17 protein-coding genes, 1 tRNA gene and 3 pseudogenes are annotated in these 25,694 nt (G+C 73.1%); 9 read left to right on the top strand and 12 right to left on the bottom strand.

Features of this window, described 5'->3' with window-relative positions; all coding sequences use genetic code 11:
• Nucleotides 1-94: 94 nt before the first annotated feature.
• Nucleotides 95-726 (bottom strand): annotated as a pseudogene (locus ACQP0N_RS22215) (DUF3159 domain-containing protein).
• A 188-nt stretch (nt 727-914) separates the two neighbouring features.
• Between ACQP0N_RS22215 and ACQP0N_RS22210 the strand changes: the two are divergent.
• Entirely contained in the window at nt 915-1,802 is an 888-nt protein-coding gene (locus ACQP0N_RS22210; RefSeq protein WP_433113815.1) for a phosphatase PAP2 family protein, read from the top strand.
• A gap of 19 nt (nt 1,803-1,821) precedes the next feature.
• On the opposite strand, the gene ACQP0N_RS22205 is transcribed toward ACQP0N_RS22210, so the two are convergent.
• Both ACQP0N_RS22205 and ACQP0N_RS22200 read right to left on the bottom strand, forming a co-directional pair.
• Nucleotides 1,822-2,685 (bottom strand): DUF1028 domain-containing protein, encoded by an 864-nt coding sequence (locus tag ACQP0N_RS22205; RefSeq protein WP_433113813.1) that lies wholly within the window; start codon nt 2,683-2,685, stop codon nt 1,822-1,824.
• An 89-nt stretch (nt 2,686-2,774) separates the two neighbouring features.
• The gene (locus ACQP0N_RS22200) at nt 2,775-3,995 is read right to left on the bottom strand and encodes a low temperature requirement protein A (protein WP_433113811.1); all 1,221 of its coding nucleotides are present in this window, start codon (nt 3,993-3,995) and stop codon (nt 2,775-2,777) included.
• A gap of 153 nt (nt 3,996-4,148) precedes the next feature.
• Here ACQP0N_RS22200 and ACQP0N_RS22195 point away from each other — a divergent pair, with 153 nt between their 5' ends.
• Nucleotides 4,149-5,132 carry an LLM class F420-dependent oxidoreductase gene (locus ACQP0N_RS22195; RefSeq protein ID WP_433121742.1) on the top strand — a complete coding sequence of 328 codons (984 nt, stop codon included), beginning with the start codon at nt 4,149-4,151 and terminating at the stop codon, nt 5,130-5,132.
• Nucleotides 5,129-5,920 (top strand): SDR family oxidoreductase, encoded by a 792-nt coding sequence (locus tag ACQP0N_RS22190; protein ID WP_433113809.1) that lies wholly within the window; start codon nt 5,129-5,131, stop codon nt 5,918-5,920. Before ACQP0N_RS22195 ends, ACQP0N_RS22190 begins: the two co-directional genes overlap by 4 nt.
• Nucleotides 5,921-5,999: 79 nt before the next feature.
• Here ACQP0N_RS22190 and ACQP0N_RS22185 read toward each other — a convergent pair.
• From ACQP0N_RS22185 to ACQP0N_RS22165, 5 genes and pseudogenes are all read right to left on the bottom strand, one after another.
• A pseudogene (locus ACQP0N_RS22185) lies at nt 6,000-8,367 on the bottom strand (DUF3488 and transglutaminase-like domain-containing protein).
• Nucleotides 8,343-9,497: a DUF58 domain-containing protein gene (locus ACQP0N_RS22180; protein ID WP_433113807.1), complete on the bottom strand. Its 1,155-nt coding sequence runs from the start codon at nt 9,495-9,497 to the stop codon at nt 8,343-8,345. The pseudogene ACQP0N_RS22185 and the gene ACQP0N_RS22180 overlap by 25 nt, the downstream one beginning before the upstream one ends.
• A gap of 14 nt (nt 9,498-9,511) precedes the next feature.
• A complete protein-coding gene (locus tag ACQP0N_RS22175) occupies nt 9,512-10,507 on the bottom strand; it encodes an AAA family ATPase (protein ID WP_355047659.1) in 996 nt (331 codons plus the stop codon).
• Between the two features lie 27 nt (nt 10,508-10,534).
• Nucleotides 10,535-13,159, bottom strand: coding sequence for a fibronectin type III domain-containing protein (locus ACQP0N_RS22170; protein ID WP_433113805.1), 2,625 nt, complete (start codon nt 13,157-13,159; stop codon nt 10,535-10,537).
• 200 nt (nt 13,160-13,359) lie between these two features.
• Entirely contained in the window at nt 13,360-14,007 is a 648-nt protein-coding gene (locus ACQP0N_RS22165) for a fibronectin type III domain-containing protein (RefSeq protein WP_433113803.1), read from the bottom strand.
• A gap of 1,012 nt (nt 14,008-15,019) precedes the next feature.
• Between ACQP0N_RS22165 and ACQP0N_RS22160 the strand changes: the two genes are divergently transcribed.
• Nucleotides 15,020-15,385 carry a hypothetical protein gene (locus tag ACQP0N_RS22160; RefSeq protein WP_433113801.1) on the top strand — a complete coding sequence of 122 codons (366 nt, stop codon included), beginning with the start codon at nt 15,020-15,022 and terminating at the stop codon, nt 15,383-15,385.
• Nucleotides 15,386-15,394: 9 nt separating this feature from the next.
• On the opposite strand, the gene ACQP0N_RS22155 is transcribed toward ACQP0N_RS22160, so the two are convergent.
• Nucleotides 15,395-16,330 carry a tetratricopeptide repeat protein gene (locus ACQP0N_RS22155; protein ID WP_433113799.1) on the bottom strand — a complete coding sequence of 312 codons (936 nt, stop codon included), beginning with the start codon at nt 16,328-16,330 and terminating at the stop codon, nt 15,395-15,397.
• A 209-nt stretch (nt 16,331-16,539) separates the two neighbouring features.
• Here ACQP0N_RS22155 and ACQP0N_RS22150 point away from each other — a divergent pair.
• The 5 genes and pseudogenes from ACQP0N_RS22150 to ACQP0N_RS22130 all read left to right on the top strand — a co-directional run bounded on the left by ACQP0N_RS22150 (nt 16,540) and on the right by ACQP0N_RS22130 (nt 19,751).
• A tRNA-Leu gene (locus ACQP0N_RS22150) sits at nt 16,540-16,626 on the top strand.
• A gap of 612 nt (nt 16,627-17,238) precedes the next feature.
• A complete protein-coding gene (locus tag ACQP0N_RS22145; RefSeq protein ID WP_433113797.1) occupies nt 17,239-17,526 on the top strand; it encodes a hypothetical protein in 288 nt (95 codons plus the stop codon).
• Nucleotides 17,527-17,718 (top strand): annotated as a pseudogene (locus tag ACQP0N_RS22140) (transposase); the annotation flags it as partial. It lies immediately after the preceding gene.
• A 308-nt stretch (nt 17,719-18,026) separates the two neighbouring features.
• A complete protein-coding gene (locus ACQP0N_RS22135) occupies nt 18,027-18,383 on the top strand; it encodes a hypothetical protein (RefSeq protein ID WP_433113796.1) in 357 nt (118 codons plus the stop codon).
• Nucleotides 18,384-18,608: 225 nt separating this feature from the next.
• Nucleotides 18,609-19,751 (top strand): CehA/McbA family metallohydrolase, encoded by a 1,143-nt coding sequence (locus tag ACQP0N_RS22130; RefSeq protein ID WP_433113794.1) that lies wholly within the window; start codon nt 18,609-18,611, stop codon nt 19,749-19,751.
• 102 nt (nt 19,752-19,853) lie between these two features.
• On the opposite strand, the gene ACQP0N_RS22125 is transcribed toward ACQP0N_RS22130, so the two are convergent.
• From ACQP0N_RS22125 to ACQP0N_RS22115, 3 genes are all read right to left on the bottom strand, one after another.
• Complete coding sequence (locus tag ACQP0N_RS22125; RefSeq protein WP_433113792.1) at nt 19,854-21,194, bottom strand: M1 family metallopeptidase; 1,341 nt, start codon at nt 21,192-21,194, stop codon at nt 19,854-19,856.
• A complete protein-coding gene (locus tag ACQP0N_RS22120) occupies nt 21,191-25,105 on the bottom strand; it encodes a Pls/PosA family non-ribosomal peptide synthetase (protein WP_433113790.1) in 3,915 nt (1,304 codons plus the stop codon). Before ACQP0N_RS22120 ends, ACQP0N_RS22125 begins: the two co-directional genes overlap by 4 nt.
• A gap of 209 nt (nt 25,106-25,314) precedes the next feature.
• A complete protein-coding gene (locus tag ACQP0N_RS22115) occupies nt 25,315-25,569 on the bottom strand; it encodes a three-helix bundle dimerization domain-containing protein (RefSeq protein WP_433113788.1) in 255 nt (84 codons plus the stop codon).
• Nucleotides 25,570-25,694: the final 125 nt, after the last annotated feature.

Raw genomic sequence — 25,694 nt, 5'->3', positions numbered from 1 at the left:
AAATTCCGGCTGTCACGGGATCACACCAAGGACGTTGACGGAGTAACGTACGTCACCGGAGAGGCCGCTCCCCCCGTGGCGGCCTCTCCACTTTTTATGTCCGGAATCGCGGTGCGGCGTCCGGCAGCGCGGGGACCGGGTGACGCAAACCCGGGTGTTCCGGTGGCAGCGATCGGCGCAGCACCACCCAGCTCACGGCCAGCGCCGCCGCGACCAGCGGCCAGGTCAACGCGACCCGGGCCACCACGAGCGCGAGCACCTGTCCACTCAGGTAGAGCGGGACGAACACTGCCACCCGCAGCAGGTAGGTCGCCGTCCACACCCAACTGGCCCGGCCGTACCCGCGCAGCAGCGCCGGATCCCTCCGCCACCGGGCGCGCTGGCCCAGCGCCGCGCCGACCAGCACGCCCAGCAGCGGCCAGCGCACGACGATGCTGACGGCCCACGCCAGGGCGCTCGCGGCGTTCGACAGCAGCTGGATCAGAAAGAAGTTCTCGGCCCGGCCGGTACGCACCGCGATCAGCGCGGCGACGCAGACGGCGAGCAGGCCGATCAGCACCGAGCGCGGCCGGTCCCCCGTCGCAGTCGTACGCCGGCCACGACGACGCCGACGGCGAGCGCCGCGCCCACCCCGGTCCACAGCGACTCGCCGCCGATCAGCCAGCCCAGGGCGAACGCCACCGGCGGCAGGGTGGCGTCGACCGCGCCCCGCCGTCCGCCCAGCAGATCCGCCAGGGACTCAACCCGCGCGGGGCCGGGCCCGACCTGGCCGGACTCCCGCGCGGCGCCGGGCTCGACCTGGCCGGACTCGCGTTCCGGTGTGTCGCTCACCGCCACCTCCTCACCCCCGCCACAACCTAACCGCCACCGGCCGGTGGGCCACCGACCGGCCGGTCCGGTCCGGCCGCTACGGTGTGCGGATGCGCGCGACGGCACGGGGTTGGACCGCGGTCTGGTTGGTCGTACTGGCCCTCGTCCAGGCGGCCGCCTTCCTCGCCGTGTGGCGGGTTGCCATGCACACCGAGATCGGTCAGTGGGTCGACACGGTCGCCCTCACCGGCAACGAGATCGGTCACGACCGCATCGACGGGCCGGTGGACCGGATCCTGAACGCGATGTCGGTGGTGTCGCTGCTCGCCGCCACCGCGATGATCGGCTTCATCGCGCTCATCCGAGGGCGGATCGCCCTGGCCGTCACCGCGACCCTGCTCATCGCCGGGGCCAACGTCTCCACCCAACTGCTCAAGTACGGGCTGAGCCGCCCCGACTTCGGCGTCGACCCGGAGCGGGACGCGGTGGGCAACAGCCTCCCCAGTGGGCACACCGCCGTGGCCGCGTCGGTGGCGGTCGCGCTGATGCTCGTCCTGCCCCGCAAGGTGCGGGCCGTCGGCGCGTTCGTCGGCGCGCTCTACGCCGCCGTCGCCGGGGTGGCCACCCTCTCCGCCGGTTGGCACCGGCCCAGTGACGCGGTCGCCGCCTACCTGGTGGTGGGTGTCTGGGCAGCGCTGGCCGGGCTGCTCCTGCTGATCACCCAACGGGAGCAGGCCCAGATCGAGCCCGGCGACGCGCACCGCGTCGCCGCCGCCGTGCTCGGTGTCGCCGGAGTGCTCGCCCTGATCGCCTCCGGGCTGGCGCTCAGCTGGCTGGTGGATCTGCGCGGGACCGGCCCGGAGGAGCTGGCCCGCCGGCCGCTGTTCGCCGGGTACGCGGGCAGCGCCGCCGGCATCGCCGGAACGATGGCGTTGGTCATGGCCCTGGCGCTGACCGTCGTGCACCGGCTGGTACCCCGTGTGAAGGGTTGACCCGGCGAGCGTCCGGTGATCAGGCGCCCTGGCGGGGCGCGGGCACGTGCGGGGCGACGCCACGCAGGTGGGTGAGCACCACCGGGTCGATCCGCCCCGGCACCAGGCGCTCCTCCAGGTTCTCCAGGCCCGCCCAGGAGACCAGCGCCGCCTCCGGCCCGGCGTCGCCCACCGGGTGACCCAGCGCGGTGAGCAGCGCCGCCACCTCGTCGGCGACCGCGCCGCTCAGGTCGAGCAGGGTCGCCGGGTCGGGCCGGCTGAACAGCATGGTGTGCACGGTCAGCAGCCGACCGAGTTCGGCGACCGGGTCCGGATGGTCGTCCACCCGCAGGTCGACGACCACGTCGCTGGTGCCGCCGTACCCACCGCCGCGCTCGACCACCAGCAGGCCGGCGCTCTGCCGGCCGCGCCGGTCCCCGCCGGCCTCGTCACCGGCCCGCAGCGCGGCGACCAACCGCTCGGCGAACGGCAGCGTCGAGGCGCCCTGCCACGTCTCGCCCATCGCGTCGACCACCTCGGGGCCGGCCAGGATGTTGCCCTGCGCGGCCCAGCCGTCGCCGACGCGCCCGCCCGCCCAGGGGTGGCAGGCCGGCCCGGTCCAGCTCGCGCCCGGCCCGCTGACGCCCACCACGGCGAGCTGCCGGTGCTGCCGCTCGGGGTCGGCGGCGACCAGACCGGCCACCACCTCGGCCGCGGCCACCCCGGTGCGCAACAACGCGAGCCCCTGCGGACGGTAGGCGAGGTTGACGTGCGCCTGGGTGGCCAGCGCGCCGACCTCTGCCGCGGCCGCCGGCACCAACGCTCCGGCGGCGAGGAACTTGCTGGCCACGACGACGCCGTGGCGGCGGCCGTCGGCGGAGCGGGCGACGAGGGAGAAGGTCACCCGCCGAGACTAGGTCGTGTGTCCAGGCCCTCGGCCGGCCAGGGGCGGTGAGACTCGACCCAACCGGCCTGGCCGCGTACACCGGTGCCTCAGAACGGCGTCGCGGCGGCCTCCGGCGGCGCGCCGCGCGCCCGGCGGGCGTCCGCGACCGCGACGCCGCCGAGCACGACCGTGCCGGCGGCGGTGGCGACCACCGTCGGCAGGAACAGCAGCGGTACGGCGGCCGCCGCGAGCACTCCGATGGCGATCCACCGGGACGGCGACACCCGCCCGAAGACCTCGTACTCGAAGCGGGCCCGGCCGGCCAGGAACAGCGCGGGCCCGCCGAGCACCATGACCACCCACGGCGCCGGGGCATGGCCGAGTGGATGTTCGATCACCAGCTCGTAGCCGACCGCCGTCGCGGCCAGACCGATCACCATGATCAGGTGAGTGTCGGCCGCCGAGCGGCCGATGTTGGCGGGGTGGCGGGCCATCTGCACCGCCTCGCCCAGGATCTGCCCGGCGCGTTGCACGTAGATCCGCCACAGCATGATCGACGTGGCCACCGCGAACGCGAACGCCCACATGTGCCCCGACCCGTACGGGCCCTTGCTGTACGCGAAACCGGCCACCAGGATGGTCTCGCCGAGCGCCACCAGGAAGAACTGCTGGTACCGCTCCGCCAGGTGCTCGCCGGCGATCTCCCACTTCGAGACCGTGGACCGGCCCAGCCCCGGCACCGGCCACCCGCACCGAGCGGCCAGGTACTCGGCCGCCAGGGCCACCGACCAGAGCACCACCTGCGTGTTGGTGTCCAGCAGCGCCCCGCTGATCCAGAGCACCCCCGTGACGGCGAACACGACCGCCATGCGCACCTTCAGCCGGCGGTACGGGTGCGGCCCCAACGCGATCGACAGGATCACCGGTCGGGTCACCTGCGCGACCACGTACGCCGTGGCGAACATGAGCGACGTCTCGGAGAACGCCCGGGGGACCGCCACCCCCATCACCATGCTGCTCACGAGCGCCGTCAACACGACGATCTGCAACGGCGCGCGGTACGGGTCGTAGCGGCTGGTCGTCCACGCGGTGCCCTGCCAGACCGACCAGAGCGCCAGCAGCAACAGCAGCGTCTTGCCGCTGCCGGTGATCGCCGCCGCAGCGTGGTCGCGGGCCGGCTCCCGGCTCAGATCCTCGAACGCCCGCGCGGAGATCCGGGTGAGCGCGAAGACGTACACCAGGTCGAAGAAGAGTTCCAGGAACGTCGCCCGACCGGGCGCGGCTGCCGCCGGGACCGGCTCCAGGTGTCCTGCCGCCCTGGAACCCATGGTCAGCGGCCTGCGCCGGTGCTCCGGTCCACCTCGCAGTGGTAACACCTTCGGCGGCCGGGGCGCGGCGAACCGGCGATTAGGCCCACTAAGGGGATCTTGCTCAGGGGCGCCGTCACCAGGCAGGATCGATCGGTGACGAATCGATGGGGCATGACGGTGCCGTTGGGCGGGGTTCCGCTGACCGAGCACCAGGGGGTCTACGCGACCCTCGGGCGATCCGGGTTCACCGACGTGTGGTCGTCCGAGGTCGCCGGGACCGACGCGTTCACCCCGCTGGCCCTCGCCGCGGCGTGGCAGCCGCAGCTACGGCTGGGCACCGCGATCACCCCGGTCTTCACCCGTGGGCCCGGGCTGCTCGCGATGAGCGCGGCGGCGCTGGCCGAGGCCGCGCCGGGCCGGTTCGCGCTCGGCATCGGCGCGTCCTCCCCGGTGCTGGTGCGGGACTGGAACGCGGCGCGGTTCGACGAGCCGTTCCGGCGTACCCGGGACGTGCTGCGGTTCCTGCGGGCCGCCCTGCGCGGTGAGACGGTGGACGAGGTCTACGACACCTTCACCGTGCGCCGGTTCACCCTCGAACGCCCGCCCACGGCGCCGCCGCCGATCCTGCTCGCCGCGCTGCGCCCGGGGATGCTCCGGCTGGCCGGCGCCGAGGCCGACGGAGTCATCCTCAACTGGCTCAGCGCCGACGACGTGCCGCGAACCCTGGCCGAGCTGGGCGAGCGCCGGGCCGGCTTCGAGGTCGCCGCGCGGATCTTCGTCTGCCCCACCGAGGACGCCGCGTACGCCCGTACCCTCGGCCGCCGGATGATCACCAGCTACCTGACGGTCCCGGCGTACGCCGAGTTCCACCGCTGGCTCGGCCGCGACGGGACGCTCGGGCCGATGTGGGAGGCGTGGGCGGCCGGTGACCGCCGCGCGGCCAGCGCGGCCGTGCCCGACGAGGTGGTCGACGCCCTGGTGCTGCACGGCTCACCCGAGCGGTGTCGGGCCCAGGCGCGGCGCTACGCCGAAGCCGGCGTGGACGTGCCGATCCTCGCGCTGCTGCCCACCCCGGAGGTGACCGCCGGGGGTCTCGCCGCGCTGACGACCCTCATCGCCCAACTCGGCGCCGAGCCGGCGGGAGCGTCCGCGTGAACCTGACCGACCGAATCGTGGTCGTCACCGGCGGGGCCGGTGGCATCGGAGCGGCCCTCGCGCGCCGCTTCGCCGCCGAGGGCGCCGCCGCCGTGGTCGTCGCCGACCTGGACGCCGAGGCCGCGCGCGCCGTGGCCGAGGGCATCGGCCCGGTGGCGCACGCCGCCACCGTCGACGTCACCGACGAGGCTCAGGTACGGGCGCTCGTCGACGACACCGAACGGCGGTTCGGCCGCATCGACCTGTTCTGCGCCAACGCCGGAGTCACCACCGGCGGGGGAGTGGAGGTCGACGACGCGGGCTGGGACCGGGCGTGGCGCGTCAACGTGCTCGCCCACGTCTACTCGGCCCGTGCCGTGCTGCCCGGCATGCTCGCCCGCGGTGGCGGGCACCTGCTGCACACCTGCTCCGCGGCGGGGGTGCTGACCGCGGTGGGCGACGCCGCGTACACCGCCACGAAACACGCCTCGGTGGGCTTCGCCGAGTGGCTGGCCATCACCTACCGGGACCGGGGCATCCGGGTCAGCGCCCTGTGCCCGCAGGGGGTGGACACCCCGATGCTCGCCGACGGGATCGCCGAGGGGCACCTCGGCGCCCGGGTGATCACCGCCTCCGGCGCGGTGCTCACCCCGGACCAGGTCGCCGACGCGGCGATCGCCGGGCTCGCCGAGGAGCGGTTCCTGATCCTTCCGCACCCGGAGGTCGCCGACTACGCCCGCCGTCGCGCCGAGGACCCCGACGGCTGGCAGGCCGGCATGCGCAAACTCATCCGCCGCCTGACCACCTGACAGTCCCCGACTGACAGTCTCCGAGTTGACCAAGAGGTTGGCGTCAGAAAGACGTCCACCGATGACGCGAACCTCTTGATCAGCGCCGGAGGCGGCGGGCGCGGCGGAGCGGATCGGGGTGGACGGACCAGAGCAGGCGACGCCACCAGGGGCGGGCCGCCCGTAGCGTCGTCACGTAGGCGGTGGCCACCGCGGCGGCACGGGCCGCCTGGTCGGCCGTCGCGGTGCCGGGGCGAACCCCACCTGGTTGAGCAGCGTCGCCAGTTCGTCGACGGGCGGATCGGTCGTCACCTCCGGTGGCGAACCAGCCGTGCGACGGGCGTCCGTGAGAGCCTGCCGGGCGCGTCCGGCCACCTCGGTGGCCGCCAGGTCGTCGCCGACCGGCCGACCGGCCAGCCGCAGCGCGTCGGTCACCTCCCGCCAGGCGCCCGCGATGCGCTGGCCGGGGTCACCCCGCACCAACCGGCCGCGACTCAGCGAGCGGCGCATCGCCAGCAGGGTGAGCAGCAGCGCCCCCACCACCAGCAGCAACGACCCGCCGCCGCCCGCAACCAGCACCGGCGTCGACACACCACCGCGCGACGGCGGCCCGTCACCAGCGGCCACCGGCTCCGGCGACGCGCTCGGCTCCGCGGTGGGCGCGGGCACCTCCGACGGTGGCGGATCCTCGGGGGTGGGGCGGAAATCCTCCTCCACCGGCCGCGGCTCGTTCTCCGGTTGGGGCAGCGGGTTGAACGCCACCCACCCCAGCCCGTCGAACAGCACCTCCGGCCAGGCGTACGCGTCACCCGCCCGCACCGGACCCTGACCACCGGAGGAGAAACCGACCACCACCCGCGTCGGCAGCCCGGAGAGCCGGCCGAGCACCGCGAACGCCGCCGCGAACTGCTCCGACGTTCCCCGCTGCCCGCCACCGTTGCGCGGGCCGAAGAGGAAGAAGGCCAGGTTCGGGTACGCGTGCCCGCTCGGCGCGTCCGCCACCACCCGGTAGTGCTCGGCCAGGAACTGCTCGATCGCCGCCGCCCGCTCGTACGGGGCGCCGTTCTCCTCGGCGAGCTGGGTCGCCAGCCGACGCAGCGGATCCGGCACACCGTCGGCGACCCGCAGCACCCGGGCCACCTCCTCGCCGGCCGGCACGTTCGCGGTCGCCAGCAGGTTGTTGTCCGGGCGCTCCCGGACCGACGTCACCTCGTACCGCAGACCCGGCGTCAGCCCCTCCGGCCGGATCAGCGTCCCCGTCGCCGGGTCGTACGCCACCCGCGCGCCGCTGACCTCGCGAGGCGTCGCCACGGCCGGTAGCAGCCGCCCGGTCAGCTCCGCCACGGTGATCTGCTGCCGGACGGTCTGCACGGTGCTGTCCCGGGCCGGCGCGGTGGCCGGCAGGATCCGCCCCGCGTTGCGGTACGTCGCGCCGACCCGCCAGGTGATCCCGTCGTAGTCACTGAGCACCGCCAACCGGATCCGCACCCCGGCCGCCTTCGGGTCGTCCGCGTCGCCGGCCGGAGCGGTGGTTCCCGACGTGCTCACGTCGAGGAGCTTCTGTTCCGGGTGCAGCGCCCACCCCGAGATCCGGATCAGCGGGTTCTCGTCGAGCGTCTCGACCTGCGGCGGCTCCACGTAGCGGCGCGGGTCGACCGGCCGCCCGTCGACCTGACCGGCGACCACCGGGCCGAGCAGCGCCACCAGCCCGATCACCAGGACGACGCCGAGCGCCGCCGTTACGGCCAGCCGAAGTCGCACGGCCGCCCGTACCCCGGGGCGAGACCGGCCGCCGGGTCGCCGCCGGCCGACGGCGACCCGTTCGGCGCGGCCAGCCCGATTGCCGCGACCGCGACGAACGCCACCGTCGCGCCGATCGCCGGTTCGGCGTTCGGGCCGACCACGTAGAGGGCCGCCGCGTAGAGCCCCGCCGCCGGCAGGTAGCCGAGCAACACCCGGCCGGTGCGCAACGCCACCTCCGCCCCGGCCAGACCGGCGAGCCAGGCCGCCACCACCGGCACCAGCACCGTGTCCGGAGTGGGCTCCACCGGGATCATCGCGGTGAGCAGGCGGGGAATGCCGTTGCGCGCCGCGTCCGCGCTCACGTCCAACAGGTTGCCCGGCAGGTCGGCGCGGGCGGCGGCCAGGCGCAGCGACCACAGTGTCCACCCGGCCAACGCCGCCATCGACACCGGCGCCACCAGCCACGACGGCAGGCGCCGGGCGGCCACGCTGACCAGCACCGAACCCACCGCCGCGCCGATCACCAGCCGGGTCAGCAGGTCGCCCGCGTACACCCGGCCGAGCACCACCCCGGCGAGCGCGATGAGCGCGATGAGCGTCAGTGGCACGACGGCCGTCCGCAGCGCGCGTACCACCCGCCCCGCCGCGCCCGGTCCGCCCGCCGTCGCCTCCGGCGCCTCGCGCGGCGGCGCGATGTCCGTCACCACCGACGTACCCCGTCCCACTCGGCGGCGAACTGCGCGCCGTCCACCGCGTCGACCACCACCAGGCCGCCCGCGCCCGCCGGCGTCGGCTCCGCCGCGCCGAACATCCCGACCACCACCGACGGGTACGCGCCACGCAGCGCGCCGACGTGGCCCAGTCCGTCCCGCCCACCGGGGCCGGTCAGGAAGATCAGCGTGTCGCCGAGCCGGTCCTGACGCAGCCGGGTGGTGACGGCGCGCAGGGCGTCGTCGGAGTCGGACAGCTCGGCGGCGGCGAGCCGGTCCAGCGGCCCCACCCCGGCCGGCCCACCCTCGATCGACTCTGGGCCGACCAGCAGCAACAGCACCGGCAGGTCCGCGCGGTGCGCGGCGACGACGACCGACGCCGCCGCCTCGCACGCGGACTCGAACGACTCCGCCACCCCGCCCGCGCGGTGCGAATGCGCGGCCGCCCGATTGTCCAGCAGGACCACCAGACTCGGCAGGCTGGTGTCCACGTTCTCCCGCACCATCAGCTCGCCGACCCGGGCGCTCGTGCGCCAGTGCACCCGCCGCAGCTCGTCGCCGACCACGTACTCCCGCAGCGAGTCGAACGTGATCGACCCGTGCGGCACCCCGTCCACCCGGCCGTCGAGGCTGCGCCCCGCGCCGGTCGGCACCGCCGACAGCGGGTGGATCCGAGGGTGCACCCAGACCGGTGCCGTCTCCCCGTACGGTCGGGCGAGCGCCACCAGCCCCAGCGGGTCCCGCCGGGTCACCCGCAGCGGACCGACCGCCACCACCCCACGGCGGTCGGTCGGCACGTCGTAGCGGACCTCGGTGTCCCGACCGGGACGTAGGCGCAGCAGCGGCACCGGCACCGCGCGGCTCCCGCACCGGTCCTCGGCCAGCAGGTTCGCCGAGCGCAGCCGGCCCGCGTTGCGGACCGTCAGCGTCATGCTCGCCGGCTCGCCGCGTGCCACCCGGTCCGGGTCGGCCCGGCGCGCGACCACCAGCCGGGGCCGCCAGGCCGCCGTCAGCGCCGCGTAGCCGACGGCCGCGCCGGCCGCCGCGCCCAGCAACGTCAACTCGGGGTACGCGAACCGGAAACCGGTCCCCAGCAACACGACGGCGGCGACGAGCAGCCCGACCCCTCGGGCGGTGATCCCCATGGCGCTGCTGCCGGTCAGCCCTGCACCGGGGCCGGCTGCCCCGACGGCAGCGGCACCGGCACCGACGCGACGGCCTGACGCAGCACCTCCGCGGCGGTCATCCCGCGCACCTGCGCGTCGGGGGTCAGCAGCAGCCGGTGTGCGAACACCGGCTCGGCGAGCGCCTTCAGGTCCTCCGGCATGATCCAGCCCCGTCCGTCGATCAGCGCGTACGAGCACGCCGCCCGCGTCAACGCGATCACACCCCGAGGGCTGACCCCGACGCGTACCTGCGGATGGGTGCGGGTCGCGGCGGCCAGCCGGACCGCATACGCGTACAGCGGCTCGGCGATGTGCACCCGGCGCGCCATCCGGACCATCTCCCCGACGGTCGCCGTGTCGGTGACCGGGACGAGCGCCTCGGGGGAGCGGACCGTCGCGCCGCGCAGCACCTCCACCTCGACCGCCTCGTCCGGGTAGCCGACGGACAGCTTCACGAGGAAACGGTCGAGCTGCGCCTCCGGCAGCCGGTACGTGCCGTCCATCTCCACCGGGTTCTGGGTGGCGACCACCAGGAACGGCGCCGGCACCGGGTGTCGGACCCCGTCCACGGTGACGGTGTGCTCCTCCATCACCTCCAGCAGCGCCGACTGCGTCTTCGGCGACGCCCGGTTGATCTCGTCGGCGATGACGATGTTGGCGAACACCGGCCCCGGGTGGAACTCGAACTCCCGGCTCGCCTGGTTGAAGATCGTCACGCCGGATACGTCCGACGGGAGCAGGTCCGGGGTGAACTGGATGCGCCGCCACTGACCCTGCACCGTCGCGGCGATGGCCCGTGCCAGCGTCGTCTTACCGACCCCCGGCACGTCCTCCAGCAGCACGTGCCCCTGGGCGAACAGCGCCGTCAGCGCCAGCCGGACCACCTGCGGCTTGCCGAGCACCACCGCGTTGACGTTCTCGGCCAGCCGGGCGGCCAGGGCGGCGAAGCCCTGGACCTCCGGTTGGGTGAGCGGCTCGTGGGTGTTCACGGTCGGTGGTGCTCCTCGCCTGGTGGTTCAGCAGGTGGGCAGGACGTTGATGTTGTCGCCGCCTTCCAGGTTGAGCCAGGCCCAGGGAATGTAGTTCTTCCCCTCGAAGTTGACCTGCACCCACCAGGTGCTGCGCTTCTGGTCGTTGTAGATCCACGAGTCGACGTCCTCGCCGGACTTCTTGCAGTACGCCTGGAGCCGGCGACCGGGCTTGGCCCAGCCCACCTGCTTGTCGTTGTCCTGCCGGGTCACCGAGAAGATCTCGTTGCCGTTGCGGCCGTTGACCTCCGCGTTGCAGTAGGTCCGCTGGTCGCCGTCCGGGCCGTTGTTGCACGTCGCGATCCCGTACAGCGGCTGGGTCGTCTGCGCCCTCGTCGCGGTGTTCTTGCCGGCCGCGTTGGTCGCCGTCACCGTGAACGAGTACGCCGTGCCCGGCGTCAGACCCGTCATCGTGATGCTGGAACACGCCCCGGCCTTCGCCGGCTCACCCGACGTGCTCAGCGAACAGGTGGCCCGGCCGCCGCCCGCGTCCACGGTGAACGTGACGGTCGCTCCCGTCGCCGTCGCCGACGAGCCGGTCACCGTCACCCGGGGCGCCGCGACCGTGCGGGCCGTGGCGGTGGCCTCCGGGCCCGGCCCGGCCTCGTTGACCGCCTTCACCTTCACCGTGACGTTCTGGCCGTTGCCCAGACCGGTCACGGTGGTGCGGGTCTCGGTCACCTCGGTGGTCTTGCCACCGACGTCCACCTGGTACTTCGTCACCGGCCGGCCGTTCGCCTCGGCCGGCGACCACTGCACCGTGACCGCGCCCGGCTGGTCGGCGACCGTACCGGCCTGGAGATCCAGCGGACGACCCGGCGCCGCGAACGGCACCACCGTGTTGCTGACCGGCGAGGCCCCCGAGCCGGCACCCTTGTCGTTGACCGCCACGACGGTGAACGCGTACTGCGTCCCGTACTCCAGCTCACCGGCCGGAACCACCAGCTCGGTCTTGGTCGACTCGCCGGCCGGCGCGTTCGTCCCCGCCGACGTGGCCGTTACCGCGTACTTGGCGATCTTGTTGCCCTGGGCGTTCGCGGCCGGCCACTTCACCACCACCGTGCCGTCCGGCCGCTCCTGCGCCGTGATGCTGGCCGGCGGATCGGGCACCGCGGCGGTCGGAGTGACCGGGTTGCTGCTGCGCGGCGGGCCGTCACCCTTGGCGTTCACGGCGTGCACCGCGAACCGGTACGTCTCGCCGTTGGTCAACCCCTTCACCTCGACCGCGCGCTGGTTGGCGCCCACCTCCAGGCGCTGACCGGCGCCCTGCACGACGTACTTGATGATCTCCGCGCCGTTCGCGGCGGCCGGCCGCCAACTCACCCGGGCCTGGGCGTTGCCGGCGGCGGCCGTGACGCTGCGCGGCGCGCTCGGCTTGCTCACCCGGGGCTTCTTCGGCGGAGGCGGCGGCGGGGGGGCGGGCGGCGGGTCACCGCCCAACACGTCGTTGGCGTACTTGTCGACCTCGCGCACCTGGTGCTTGTCGTCCACCACCCGGGCCGTCGCCGAGTCGGGGGAGTTGATGAACAGGTGGTTCTCCCGGACCTCCATCTCCAACGGCCCGGTCGCCTTGCCCTTGATGGTGTCGACCAGCTGGCCGCCCGCGTCGAAGGAGTAGATGGTGCCGGTGGCCTCGTCGGCGCAGTAGAACCGATCGGCCCACGCCACCGCCGGGCTCAGCCGGTCGCCGCTACCCGGCACCGTGAACGTCCGCTCCTCACCGACGTCGCCCACCACCAGCACCTGCCGCTCGGCCGGCACCGTCACCGGCACCCGCGGCCCCGACGTGCGGGCCGGCAACGCCGCGGGGCCGGGCAGCGTCAACGGCGTCGGGCGCACCTCGCCGCGCTGCACCCGCAGCAGCCGGCCGGCCGTCCGGTCCAGCACCGCCACACCGTCGTCCAGCGTGGAGACCACCAGATCGTGGCTGGGGTCGGCGACGTCGTACGTCTCGACCCGCTCCGGGCTGAGCCCTCCGCCGGCCGGCGCGGCCGAAGCCGGCGCGGACGGCAGCTTCGCGGCGGTGACCGCCGAGACCGTGCCCTCGCTGGGCACCGCGATCCAGAGCCGGCCCTCGCCATCGAACGCGCCACCGGTGATGCCCGGCGGATAGCGCACCGGCTCACCCACCGGGCTCAACGAGCGGGGGTCGAGCTGCCGCACGATGCCCTGCACCGCGTCGACGACGAACGCCGCGTCCTCGTGCAGGGCGACGCTCACACCCAGGCCGGGCGTGGTCGGCGTGGTCGCCGTGAGCTGCAACGTGGCCAGGTCCAGTGAACTGATCTGCCCGGTCTGCAGGTCCCGCAGGATCAGCAGCCGGTCGGTCTGGGCGACCTGCATCGGGTGCCGACGGGCGCCCGGAATCTCGGTGCGGGTGTCCACCCGGGCCGTCACCCCGTTGACCCGGGCCAGTTCGCTGCGCACCCCGCTCCACAGCCAGGAACTCGCGTCGTAATTGGCCACCGCGTTGTCCGCCGCGCCCAACCCCAGGACGGTCAGCCCCATGGCGGCCAGCAGCGCGGTGACCGTGCCCACCGTCACGAGCCCGCCTCGCAGTCGGGACCGGGAACGGGGGGCGTCGGTCCGCTCGGCGTCGTCGATGCTGGCCACAGCCGGCTGCCTTCCCTGAGTCGTGGCAGGTGGCGTACGCCTCGCGGCGACCCCTCCCCTGAGCCGGGTGCCATCATATGGCCCGGCCGGGAACGGGGGAACCCGCACCGTCACCCCTGTGGATACCGAGCGTGCGCGGCGGACGCCCAGCTCAGCTCCACAATCGTCAATCCGACGATGACCAGCTCGCCGGCGCGTGCTCAGCTCGGCGGTGTCGACCGCTCACGATCCGTGCACACCTGACCCGAGGTGGCGAAGCTGTCCGTCGAGTAGACGGCCAGCACCGTGAAGCAGTAGTCCACCCGGGAGCTGAGCCCGTTGACCGTGTGGCGGGTCCGCCCCGGCTCCACTGTCGCCATCACCCCGAGCGCCGACCCGGCCCGCCCACCCGCGACCATGAACGGCACCGTGCCCCCGGACGGATCCGTCCAGCTCAGCGTTATCGTCACCGCGTCGTCGCTCAGCTTCAGGTCGCCGGGAGGGGGACCGGTCGTCGCCGGTGCCACCGTCACCGGTGTCCCGGACGGCGGCGGCGCGTCGTCACGGCTCAACACCACCGCGCCCAGGCCCGCGACCGCCACCAGGGCAACCCCGGCGGCCACCGCCGCGCCGATCACCGTCGCCCGGTTGCGGCCCGTCGAGCCGGTCCCATCGGGGTACGACGGCGCGTACGCCTCCTGCGGGTAGTACTGCCCCGGGTACACCTCGTGGCTGGCCGGGACGTGCTGCGCCGGGTACCGCGGGCCGGCCGGGTACTGCTCGGTGGCCGGGTACTGCTCGGTGGCCGGGTAGGCGGGCGGGACCGGCGGGTCGTAGGGCGCGGCCAGGCCCGGCACCAGATCGTCCACCGGAGTCGACGCCGAGCCGCCAGGCCCGCCGGTGAAGTACGCCGGGCCGCCGTGTCCACCCGGGACGGGTCCCGGTCCGCTGTGCTCGGTCGGGATCGGGGCGACAGGCGTCGTCGGGGCCGGTTCGAGGTTCGGTGCCCAGTCGGGTGGGGTCGCCAGATCTCCGACGTCGGGCCTGCCCAGCTGAGGGGTCGACGGCCCGACGGCCGGAAACACCTCCGTCGACGCGGACGCGAAACCTGACGCTTCGCCGGGTCGGGCCGACAGCGCGCCCGGTCCGGGCCGCTCGGGCGCGCCCGCCTGGCCGTCACCGGTGGCCGGTGAGCCCGGCGTGTCCTCAGCGACCGGTGTGGGCTGGACGTCCGCCAACCCAGGGGCGTCGGCATTCGACGCGGGTAGCGGTTGCGGAGGCGCGCTGCTGCTCCACGGCGGGGCGGTCAGTCCCCACGGCGGCGCGCTCACCGGAGGCGCCGACACCGGCTGGCCGTGGCCGGGTGGTGCGGACACAGGGTAGTGCTGGCCAGGCGGCCCGGAGACGGGCTGGCTCTGCCCAGGTGGTGCCGACACGGGGAGACCGGGCGGCCCGGACACCGGGAACGCCGAGCCCGGAGGGCCGGAGACGGGGTACGGCGGTGCGGACGTCGGCAACGTCTGGGCCGGGGGACTGGACACGGGGTACGGCGGTGCGGACGTCGGCAACGTCTGGGCCGGGGGACTGGACACGGGGTACGGCGGTGCGGACATCGGGAACGTCTGGGCCGGGGGGCCGGAGACGGGGTGCGGTGGTGCGGACGTCGGGAACGCCGGGTCTGGGGGCCCGGACACAGGGTGCGGTGGTGCGGACGTCGGGAACGTCTGGGCCGGGGGACTGGACACGGGGTGCGGTGGTGCAGAGACCGGGAACGCCTGGGCCCGAGGGCCGGACACCGGGTGAGGGGGTCCGGACGTCGGGAACGCCGAGGCCGGGGGACCGGACACGGGGTAGGCGTGGCCGGGAGGTCCGGACACCGGGTTGGCGGGCAGCCCGGACACCGGGTTGGCGGGCAGCCCGGACACCGGGTTGGCGGGCAGCCCGGACACCGGGTGGGGCGGCCCGGAGACGGGATGGTCGTACCCGGGCGGAGCGGACACCGGGCGGCCGGGTGGCGCGGCTGGTCCGCGGGCCGGCGCCACGGGCAGGGGCGGCCCGGGGACCGGCAGCGGCGGTGTGGCGGGCGTCGCGGGTGCGTGGCGCGTGGGCGTGCCCGCCGGACTGTTCGTCGTCGGGATCGCTCCGGACGGTGCCGGACCTGCTGCCGTGCCGGTCGCGCCGCTCGGCCCTGCCGCCGTGAGCCGAGCCGCCTCCTCGGCCAGCAGGGGCTCGATCTGCCGTACCTGAATCGTGGGGTCATCCCACCGCGGCGCTGGCAGGGGCTGGGGTGCGGCCCGGCGGAGGTCGGCGCGGTGGGCCGCTGCGCGGTGGCGGGCGGTCCGGCCGTGGGCGGTGTCTGCGGCCCGCCGGAGGTCGGGCGGATCGGCGCGTCGTTCGTGCGCTGGCGCGGCGGCGCGGGTGGAGGCTGCTGCCGCGGGTGTGGCGTGGGCTGGGCGGCCACCCCAGGTGGTGGGCCGGCCGCTGGCCGGGGTGCGACCGCCTGCTGCTCGACCCGCTGGCGGGGCGGCATCGGCCGTGCGGCCGGCACCGGGGGACGGCCGACGCGGGCCGCGTCGGACCGGCAGGGGTCGGCGAAGGCTGCGGCGCCCAGGGCGACGCGGGCGGTGGCGGACCGTCCGTTGTCGGGCGCATCGCGGCCAGGGTCGCCAGGGACAGCGTCGGGCCGGAGAGCGCCGACCGGGCCCCGGAGTCGGACGAGGTGGCGGAGGTCGGCGGCCCGACGTACGGCTGCTCGGCGGCAGGGCTGCCCGCGCCGAGGTAGTTACGGGCGGCGCGTACGACCGGGTGGTTCTCCCCGAGCGCCGCGGGGCCGGCGCTGGCGACCCTGGTGTAGTTGCGGCGGGCCTCGTGCCGGTTACCCAACTCCTCGGCGACCTCCGCCAGCTCGAAGGCGAGCGCGAGCATCGTCGGTTCGGAATGGTCCCAGCGCCGCTCGCCCGCCGCGAAGGCCTCCTCGAGCACCCGGCGGGCGGCGAGCGGGTCGTCGGCCTCGCGATGCAGGCGGGCCAACAGGTGAGCGGTGTGCAACGTCTCGGGATGATCCTCGCCGTACGGCGGACGGGCGGACCCGACGGCGTCCGCGAGCAACGTCCGGGCGGCGTCGTGGTCGCCCGCCGCGCGCAGCGCGAGGGCCCGTTGCTGTACGGCGGCCAGAGGAGAGGGATGGGACACAGGGCAATGCTGCCGTCACAGGGCCGCCGACGCTAGCCGGGGTCGCGCTACACGCCAACTCTCGTGACCCTGGGTGGCGCTGTGAGCAGCGACGGGAGGGTGATGTGCATGATCCACGGGCGCCGTGTACAGTAACTCCCCGTGCGGCCCGCTGGGCCGGCCTTCGGATGCAAGATCATCTGGGTCGGCGCGGTAGGCTGAACGAGCAAGTCCGGGTGGCGGAATGGCAGACGCGCTAGCTTGAGGTGCTAGTGCCCGTATAGGGCGTGGGGGTTCAAGTCCCCCCTCGGACACCAAATTTCGTGGATATCCACGCGAGATCAACTCTCTCTCGCGTGGGAGACGCGAGCCGCGGCGACTCATATGTGCCCACCGAACCCATCGAGTCGGTGTCACCTGCACTGACACCCTTGCCCTCGTGCTGGCGGGGGACTAGGTGAATCTCGGCCGCCTGCGCCCTCGCTGGCCCGATGAGCAGCTCGTCGAGGCGCTCGTTCCCACCCCACTGCCGGTCGCATCGCTGGAGCCGGCGCCGCTGCCGACACTGCCCGCGCCCGCCGCCCGCACGGGTGATGGCGTGCTGTTCGACGTGGGCCGACCCGACGCCGCCGGCCGGGTCACCGCTCGGGCGCTGCTGCGGGCGTTGGGCTGGACACCGGGCCTCACGCTGCACATCGACGTGGTGACCGGCGCAATCCTGATCACCCCGGCCGTCGATGGCGCGCACGTCGTGGGTCCTCGCGAGGAACTGCCCTACCGGCGGCCGCCCGACACCTGTGCGGTATCGCCACCGGCGAACCCGTCCTCATGGCCGCCCTGCCCCGCCAGAACCGCATTGTCGTGCACCCCTCACACACCATCGCGGCGGTCCTGGCCGACCTGCACGCCCGCATCCTCGCAGAGCCCTCATGACCACCGATCCCGATCGTGTCGCCACCGCCCGAGCGATGCTCGAGCACCTGGGCGTTACTGCTGCCGGCCTCACCGGCAGTAATCGGCCTGCCGTGCCGACAGTCGCCGAGTACCTTCCTGCTGTGGTCGCCGCGGCGAGCCCGGGAACCCGACGCACCTACGGCAGCTCCTGGCGGCGCATGGCCGCCGCCCTCGGCGATCGGCGCATCGACGCGGTACGGGCCAGCGACATCGAAGCCCTCATGCGACAGGCCGCCGCCGGCGCCCGCCCTCGCCGAAACTAGAATGGCTGGACCTTGGCCGAGGCCGCTGGCGATGCGACGCCGGATCGGTTGCAGCGGCTGCTCAACCGGTCAGTGTGGGACCCGGACGCGGTGCGCGATGACTTGTTCGCCTACGTGTCCGAGCACTTTGGTCACGAAGACGGAGTGCTGATCGTCGACGAGACCGGCTTCCTGAAGAAGGGGATCAAGTCCGGAAGCTCTGGAGTCACCCCCGGAAATACCACATCTCTAATTATTTCTCTTCATGGTTCGAGCGATCCCCGTCCCGTTGGGCGGGGATTTTGCTATGCGGGTCAGGACGCTCGTCGGGGCGATGAGTGGGAAGACCGCCGTGTCAGTTTCGATGTCCAGGCGTGGTCGCACACGATGATCATGTTGTGGAGCCGCAGGTAGCCCGCGACTCTGCCTGGATACTGGTCGCACAGCAGCGGGTGGCGCTGACGCAGGGGCTGTAGTGTCGAATTCTCGACCGCGCCACTATCGACGGCTACCTGACCGTCGTGGACAGCCTCGCCCACAAGGTTCGCAAACCCCGCCGGATGCCCAACACCCGCCGTGCCCTCACCCCGGACGAGCTGTCCGACATCAACGCCGCCGCGCGCAGCGGCGGCATCGACATCGTGCTCGACGCCCCGCTGCTGCGTCTGCACCACCGAAACGGCCTCATGAAGGTGGCCACCCGAGGGGGGCGAATTGCCTCGCAGCCGGCGGATGCTTCCGGTCGCGAAGGCGGCGGTGGCGGAGGACAGCCTGGCGGCGGGCGGCGATTCGGCTCCTTGTTCCCGGCCCGCCCCCGTACGGCTGGCTGCCATACGACGCACACGCACACCGGCTGGGCCAGGTCCCATCGATGGTGAGGCGGGCGCGGCACGAGACGCCTTGCATTGTTCGTCTGACCGAGGGCTTCGTGTGACGTCTCAGCTAGGTCTATCAACGCCTATATACCCATGACTGGATATCACCCACAGCACTGCCATCACGACCATGGATCCGACGACGAGGTGGTGCCGTACGGCCAGGTGGAGGTCGTCCCCGCAGGCTTCGGCCGACGGGCGCTTCTGGCCGGTGCCGGCGGAACTCTGATGCTGGCCGCGCTGCCGAGCGCGGCGCGGGCGGCCGGCACGAGGGTGGCCGGCGCCCCGACCGCGGCGGCTGGCGCAGGCCGGTCGTCCCTGATCACCCAGGGCACGACGTTGGTCCATGCGGACATGCACAACCACACGGTCATGTCGGACGGTGACGGTAGCGCCGAGGCCGCGTTCGCGTCGATGCGCGAGGCCGGTCTCGACGTGGCCGCGCTGACCGATCATACGACGCTTTTCTCCATTGACGGCCTCAGCTCGTCCGAGTGGCGGGCCACCGGTGACCTGGCCAATGCGGCCAACGACCCGGGTCAGTTCACCGCGATCCGCGGGTTCGAGTGGTCGCATCCGCTGCAGGGGCACATCAACGTCTGGAACACCTCTGACTTCGCTGACCTGTTGCGGGCCGGCAGCCCTGGCAGCCTGTACAACTGGCTTGCCGGCCGGCCAGGGGGTCTGGCCAGCTTCAACCACCCTGGTCGCGAGGCGGGCCGGTTCAACAATTTCTCCTTCAATGCCTCGGTCCGTGAGCAGCTCGTGGGGTTGGAGATGTTCAACCGCACCGACGACTTCCTCTTCGAAGGCTGGTCGTCGGGCATGACGTCACCGCTGGTGGCGTGCCTGAACGCCGGTTGGCGGCCGGCTCTGACCGGCGTCACTGATGAGCACGGCACCACCTGGGGCTTTCACGAGGGCAAGGGTCGCAGCGGTCTGTGGGTCGCGGAGAACACCCGCGCCGCGGTGTTCGAGGCGATGGCGGCCCGCCGTTCCTTCGCCACGCGCGTTTCGGGGCTACGGGTAGACGCCACGGCTAACGGTGTACGTATGGGTGGGGTGCTCAACGTGGCCTCGGGTGACGTCCGGTTCCTGCTGGATCTGGACCGCGGCTCGGCTTGGGACGGCAAGCCCCTGCGGGTTCAGGTTCTCCGTCCCGGCACCTCGGCGCCGACCGTCGTCGACATCGTCGACACCGTCAACGGTCAGGTCACCGATTTCACCGTCCCGCTCAACGTGTCCGACGGCGACTGGGTGGTTCTCAGGATCTCCGACCCGTCTCAGCCCAACGGCACCCCCGGCCCAGCCGGTCACCCGTGTAACGACTTCGCCGTTGCCTACACCAGCCCTTGGTGGCTTCGACCCTGACCGGCGAGGTGCCGGTCCCGGCGCCGGTGGGCGGCCGCAGGCGGCCGTCTCGGTCGACCGGGACCGACACCCGGTTGCAGGAGGCGGTCCCATCCGGCGTGGTCAGCGAGGTGCTGGAGGCAGCGCCGGGCTGTCGAGCCAGGCGGCGAACAGGTTGTCCAAGGGCTCGCGGGCGAAGCGCTGGGCGTGCAACCGGAACTGTTCGGTCGTCACCGTTGCGTGTGCGTACTCGGCGACCCAGGCTCGTAGGAGCGTGAAGAACGATTCGTCGCCGACGCTCTTTCGCAGGGCGTGCACCGTGAGCGCGCCACGTTTGTAGACCAGCGGGTCGAACATCCGGTCGACGCCGGGGTCCGCGACGACGACGTTGCGCGGGCGGGCCGCGACCCACGCGTACCACTGTGCGGCGAGGGCGTCTGTCGACAGGTCACCGCAGACACCGGACCACAGCCATTCGGCGTACGTGGCGAAACCTTCGTTGAGCCAGATGTGCCGCCAGTCCGCCACTGTGAGGCTGTTGCCGAACCACTGGTGGGCCAGCTCGTGCACGACGAGGCGCTCGTGCGTGCGCCGCCCGTCGACGTGGTTTCGGCCGAAGACGGCCATGCCCTGCGCTTCGACCGGATCGTCGAGGTCGTCGTCGGCAACGACGACGACGTACTCCCGGAAGGGGTACGGCCCGAAGAGCCGCTGCAGCGCCGACATGATCTCACCGTGTCGGCCGAAGTCGTGCGCCACGTTCCCGCGCAGCGCGGGTGGGATCGCGGCGCGCTGCACCACCTCGCCGGCAGCCAGGTCTACCACCTCGTAGCGTCCGATCTGGACGCTCATCAGGTACGGCGAGGTGGGCTCGCGCCGCTCGTAGACGCAGGTCGTGCCGCTCGCGCCCCGTTGCTGGAGCACGAGATCACCGGTCACCAGCACCCTGTACGGAGAGGGTGCCGTGACGGCCACCCGGAAGGTGGCCTTGGCGGCGGGCTGGTCGTCGCACGGGAACCACGACGGCGAGCCGTTCGGTTGGCTGGCCACGAGCGCCCCGTCGGTGAGTTCCTCCCACCCGAGTTCGCCCCACCGGCCGGAGATGGGCACCGGCTTTCCCGCGTACCGTATCTCCACCCGGAAGGTGTCCCCGGCGTCGATCGGCCGCTCGGGTTTGATCTGTAGTTTGTCCGGACGGTGCAGGTACTTGGCCGGGCGCCCGTTCACCTGGACGTCGTGGACGCGGAATCGACCGAGGTCGAGAGTGAACCGCGAGAGCGACTGCAGGGCCACCGCGGTGATGTCGGCCCGGCCCGCGAGACGGTTCGACACGACCCGGTAGTCGAGGTCGAGGTCGTAGTGCCGTACCCGGTAGCCGCCGTTGCCGTGCTCGGGCAGGTACGAGTCGTGGGAGCTGTCGGCGCCGGGCGTGGCACCGCGCGACGTCGACGCCTTCGGGTTCATGCCGGCCGCGAAGCGGGCGCAGGCCAGGTCATGATCGGGTTACCCCACCACCGACTGTCGCAGGGCACGGCGTCGCCGCGGGTCACCAGCGAGCCGGGCCCGACGGTGGTCCGCGCCCCGATGCTCGCACCTGGCAGAACGATGCCGTGCGGACCCAGCGTGGCTCCCGCGCCCAGTGCCACCTCGTCCATACTCATTACACGATCATGGAACAGGTGGGTCTGCACGACACAACCGCGGTTCACCGTCGCGCCGTCGCCGAGGCGGACCAGGTCGTACTCGGGCAGCCAGTAGGTCTCCAGCCAGACGCCCCGGCCGATCTGCGCACCGAGCGTACGCAGCCACGCCGTCAACAGTGGCGTGCCGGTGGCAAAACGGACCAGCCACGGCGCGGCAAGGACCTCGACGAACGTGTCGGCGAGCTCGTTGCGCCACACGAAGGAGGTCCACAGCGCGCGGTCGGCGACTCGGAATCGCCCGACCAGCAGCCACTTCGCGGCCGTCGCGATGGCAGCGGCGACAACCGCCGCGGCCAGCAGCACCGGCCCGGCGGCAGCCGCCGCAGCCCACCAACCGGCGGCCCGCCACACGAAGGCGAGGACGGCCAGGACGCCGATCGCAAGGGTGCCAGCGCACATCACCGGAACGATCCGGCACAGCTCGATCGCAGCCCGGGCCAGCTTCAGCCGGACCGGCGGGTCGACGGTGCGGCTGGTGTCGGCGGCCTCGACGGTGCGGCGTAGCGGCATCGGCGGCGCGCCGAGCCACGACGAGCCCTTCTTCGCCTTGATCGGCGCCGACGACAGCACCCCGACAAGCCCGCGCTTGGGCACCGAACGCCCGGGAGCCGCCATTCCGGAGTTGCCGAGGAATGCCTGCTTACCGATGCGGGCCGGGGCGATCCGCAGCCACCCGTGGCTCAGCTCGTAGGTGGCGACCATGGTGTCGTCGGCCAGGAAGGCCCCGTCGGCGACGGTGGTCATCGCCGGCACCGCGAGCACGGTGGATGCCTCCACCCCGCGCCCCACTTTCGCGCCCAGCAGCCGCAACCACACAGGCGTGAAGAGGCTGGCATAGAGCGGGAACAAGCCGACCCGGGCCATCCCCATCAGCCGCTCGGTTGCCCAGACCTGCCACGCCACCCGCCCCTGTACGGGGTGATGCCCGGCGCGAACACCGATACTGAGTGCCCGGACGGCCCCGAGTACCAGCAGCGCATAGCCCGCGACGTAGGCGACGGAAGCGAGCGCGACGGCGGCCAGCACCGTGCCGACCGTCGGTCGGACGGCGAGCGTCCAACCGAGCAGGGCAAGCGCGGGCAGGGCTGCCACGACCGGAACCAGCCCCAGCAACTGGGCGGTGATCCCGTAGGCGAACGGCCAGAGGCGTGCCCTCATCCACGATCGAGGGGCACGTTGCCCGGGCCACCCGTCCGAATCCTCGCCAGCGGCAGCGGCGGTGGCCGGTGAGCCGGCCCAGTGTTGGTTCGCCGGTACGGCGCCGGCCACCGTCGACCCCGCGGCGACCCGGGCGCCCTTACCGATTCGCGCGCCGGGCATCAGGGTGCTGCGGGATCCGACCCGGGCGGCGGCGCCGACGCGAACCCTGCCGATGCGAACGACGTCGCCGTCGACCCAGTGGCCGGACAGATCGACCTCCGGCTCGATCGCCGCACCGCGGCCGAGCTTCAGCAGACCGGTCACCGGCGGCGCGGAGTGCAGGTCGACGTCGTCGCCGATCCGCGCGCCGAGTGCCCTGGCGTAGGTGATCATCCAGGACGCTCCGGCGACGCTGGTGGCGCCGCTCAGGTCGGCGAGGCGTTCGGCGGCCCACAGCCGCAGGTGCACGCCGCCGCCGCGCGGGTAGCTGCCGGGACGTACCCCGCGCAGCAGCAGCCGCGCTCCTGCGGCGGCCACAGCGATCCGGCCGAGAGGGCTGAACAGCAGAAGCCAGCCCAGCGCCACCCACCACCAGGACACGACGGGTGCCCAGGGCGCCGGTGCGAGCAGGGTGAGCACGTTGCCGAGGGCGGCCAGGACGGTCAGCCAGCGCAACCCGACCAGGGCCAGCATCGGCACCATCAACGCGGCCTGGATCAGCCCGGCGCGCCTCGGCGTTGGCCGAACGTCCCGGCGCATCGCCGCCGTGGTGTCGAGCGCGTCGAGTACGGCCGCGAGCCGCGACAGTTTCGGGCGAAGGTAGATGTCGGCCACCGAGACGTGCGGGTGTCGACGCCGGATCCACGCCACCAGCTGCGCCGCGTTCAGGCTGCCTCCGCCGTGGGTGAAGAAGTCCGCGTCCGCCTCGGTGGGGCGTACGCCCAGGATCTCCGCCCAACCGTCAGCGAGCCATTCCTCCGTCGCGGTCAGCTCACCCGCGGTTTCCTGCGGGGTTGCCAACGGCCAGGGCAGTGCGGCCCGATCCACCTTGCCGGACGTCCGGGTCGGCAAGGCGTCCACCACGGCCAGCAGCGGCACGAGCGCGGCCGGCAGTTGCTCGCGGATCCGCAGTGCCGCCGACGCGGCATCGAACGTCGCCTCGTCGTGCGGTACCACGTACCCCACCAGCAGCTGGTTGCCCGCGGCGGTGCGCTGCACCGCCGCCGCGGCGCCGGCCACGTCGGGCAGTGACTGTAGTGCCGCGTCGATCTCACCCAGCTCGATCCGGCGTCCGCCGAGCTTGACCTGCTCGTCACCCCGGCCGACGAACAGGAGCCCTTCGGGCTCCGCCCGGACGATGTCACCGCTGCGGTACGCCCGCTGCCAGCCGAGCGCGGGCAGCGGCGCGAACTTCTCGGCGTCCTTGCCCGCGTCCAGATAGCGGGCGAGCCCCACCCCGCCGATCACCAACTCGCCGCTCTCACCCATCGCGACCGGAGCGCCGGAGGCGTCGACAACGGCAAGCTGCCAGCCGGCCAGCGGCAACCCGATGCGTACCGGCCCCTCTCCGGTCATCCGCGCGGCGCAGGCGACCACCGTCGCCTCGGTCGGTCCGTACGTGTTCCAGACCTCTCGTCCCTCGACGGCCAGGCGCTGCGCGAGCTCCGGTGGGCAGGCCTCCCCACCGAAGATCAGCAGCCGGACCTCCTCCAGCGCCTCGACCGGCCACAGTGCCGCGAGCGTCGGCACCGTCGACACCACCGAGATGCGCTGCTCGGCCAACCACGGACCGAGGTCGACGCCGCTGCGCACGAGCGACCGCGCGGCCGGTACCAGACACGCGCCGTGCCGCCACGCCAGCCACATCTCCTCGCACGACGCGTCGAACGCCACCGACAGCCCGGCCAAAACCCGATCCTGCGGACCGATCGACTCACTGGCCTCGTCGGTGAGGAACAGCCGCGCCTCGGCGTCTACGAAAGCCGCCGCCGCGCCGTGGCTGACTGCCACACCCTTCGGGGTGCCTGTCGAGCCGGAGGTGAAGATGATCCAGGCGTCGTCGTCCGGGGCGGGCCGGGCGATCCGGCCCGCAGGGGTGTGGCGCAGCGACACGGTCAAACCGTCACCGAGCACCGCGACGACCCCGGCCTCGGTGAAGACGAGTTCGGCGCGTTCGTCGGGATCGTCCGCGTCGACCGGCACGTAGGCCGCGCCGGCCGCGAGGACACCGAGGATCGCCAGGTACAGCTCCGTCGTACCGGATGAGATCCGGATGCCCACACGGTCGCCGACACCGATGCCGTGCTCGGTGAGTGACGTCCGGATGGCCACGACCTCATCGGCCAAGTCGCGGTACGTGAGCGCCGTGGCGCCGCTGTCGAGCGCCCATGCGTCGGCGTGGATGCGCACGGTGTCGTCGAAAATGTCGACAAGCGTGCGGCGGGCCGCGGCCGGGGTGGATCGGAAGACGGCAGGAATCGCCGATGCGCTGGCTGTCGGCGGTAGCGCGACCACCTGCGGTTCACTCGTCACGGGCACCCGGCGTTCACCATTTTCGTCGTGCGGATCGGCGTCGCCCACGCGTGCGGTATACGGACCGGCCCTGGGCAGCCCTCAACGCTACGTTGCATGCCGCCGTAGGGACGGGTCAGCAGCCACTTCGTGTCCACCACCACAGGAATCCGTTGCGGAAACGTCGGATGGTGCGACCCGCCGCCGGCCGATCACGCTCGTGTCTCTGCTCAAGCCGTGGTGTCGCTACGGATGTGCACGGTCGCCTTGCCGGCGCGCAGCTTCTCCGTCACCTGCTTCTCGGTCAGGGCTACCAGGTGCGAGTCGATGCTCGCCCCGTCCTTGAGGCGCTGGTGCGTCTCGTGAACGAGGGTGGAGATCTCGCTCTCGTCAGCATCCGGGAATCGTTGTTTCAGCGTCTCGACTTGGCGTTCCAACGCGATCTCCGGATCAACGAGACCGTCACTGGCTGCGGGTTCGGTCATCACACACCTCGCACATCGTTTTCAGCGGCTGCGCGAGTGATGCCCTGAGCATCCACTCGACATTCATCCGTTTGCCCAAAGTTCACCTTCGGAAGCAGGCAGACCAGCGCTCAAGGTGATCATGC

It is taken from the genome of Micromonospora sp. CA-246542, assembly GCF_050942905.1.
In the GTDB taxonomy this organism is placed as follows: Bacteria; Actinomycetota; Actinomycetes; order Mycobacteriales; family Micromonosporaceae; genus Micromonospora.
The sequence above is the reverse complement of the archived record's forward strand: the minus strand, read 5'-3'. Positions and strand labels throughout refer to the sequence as shown.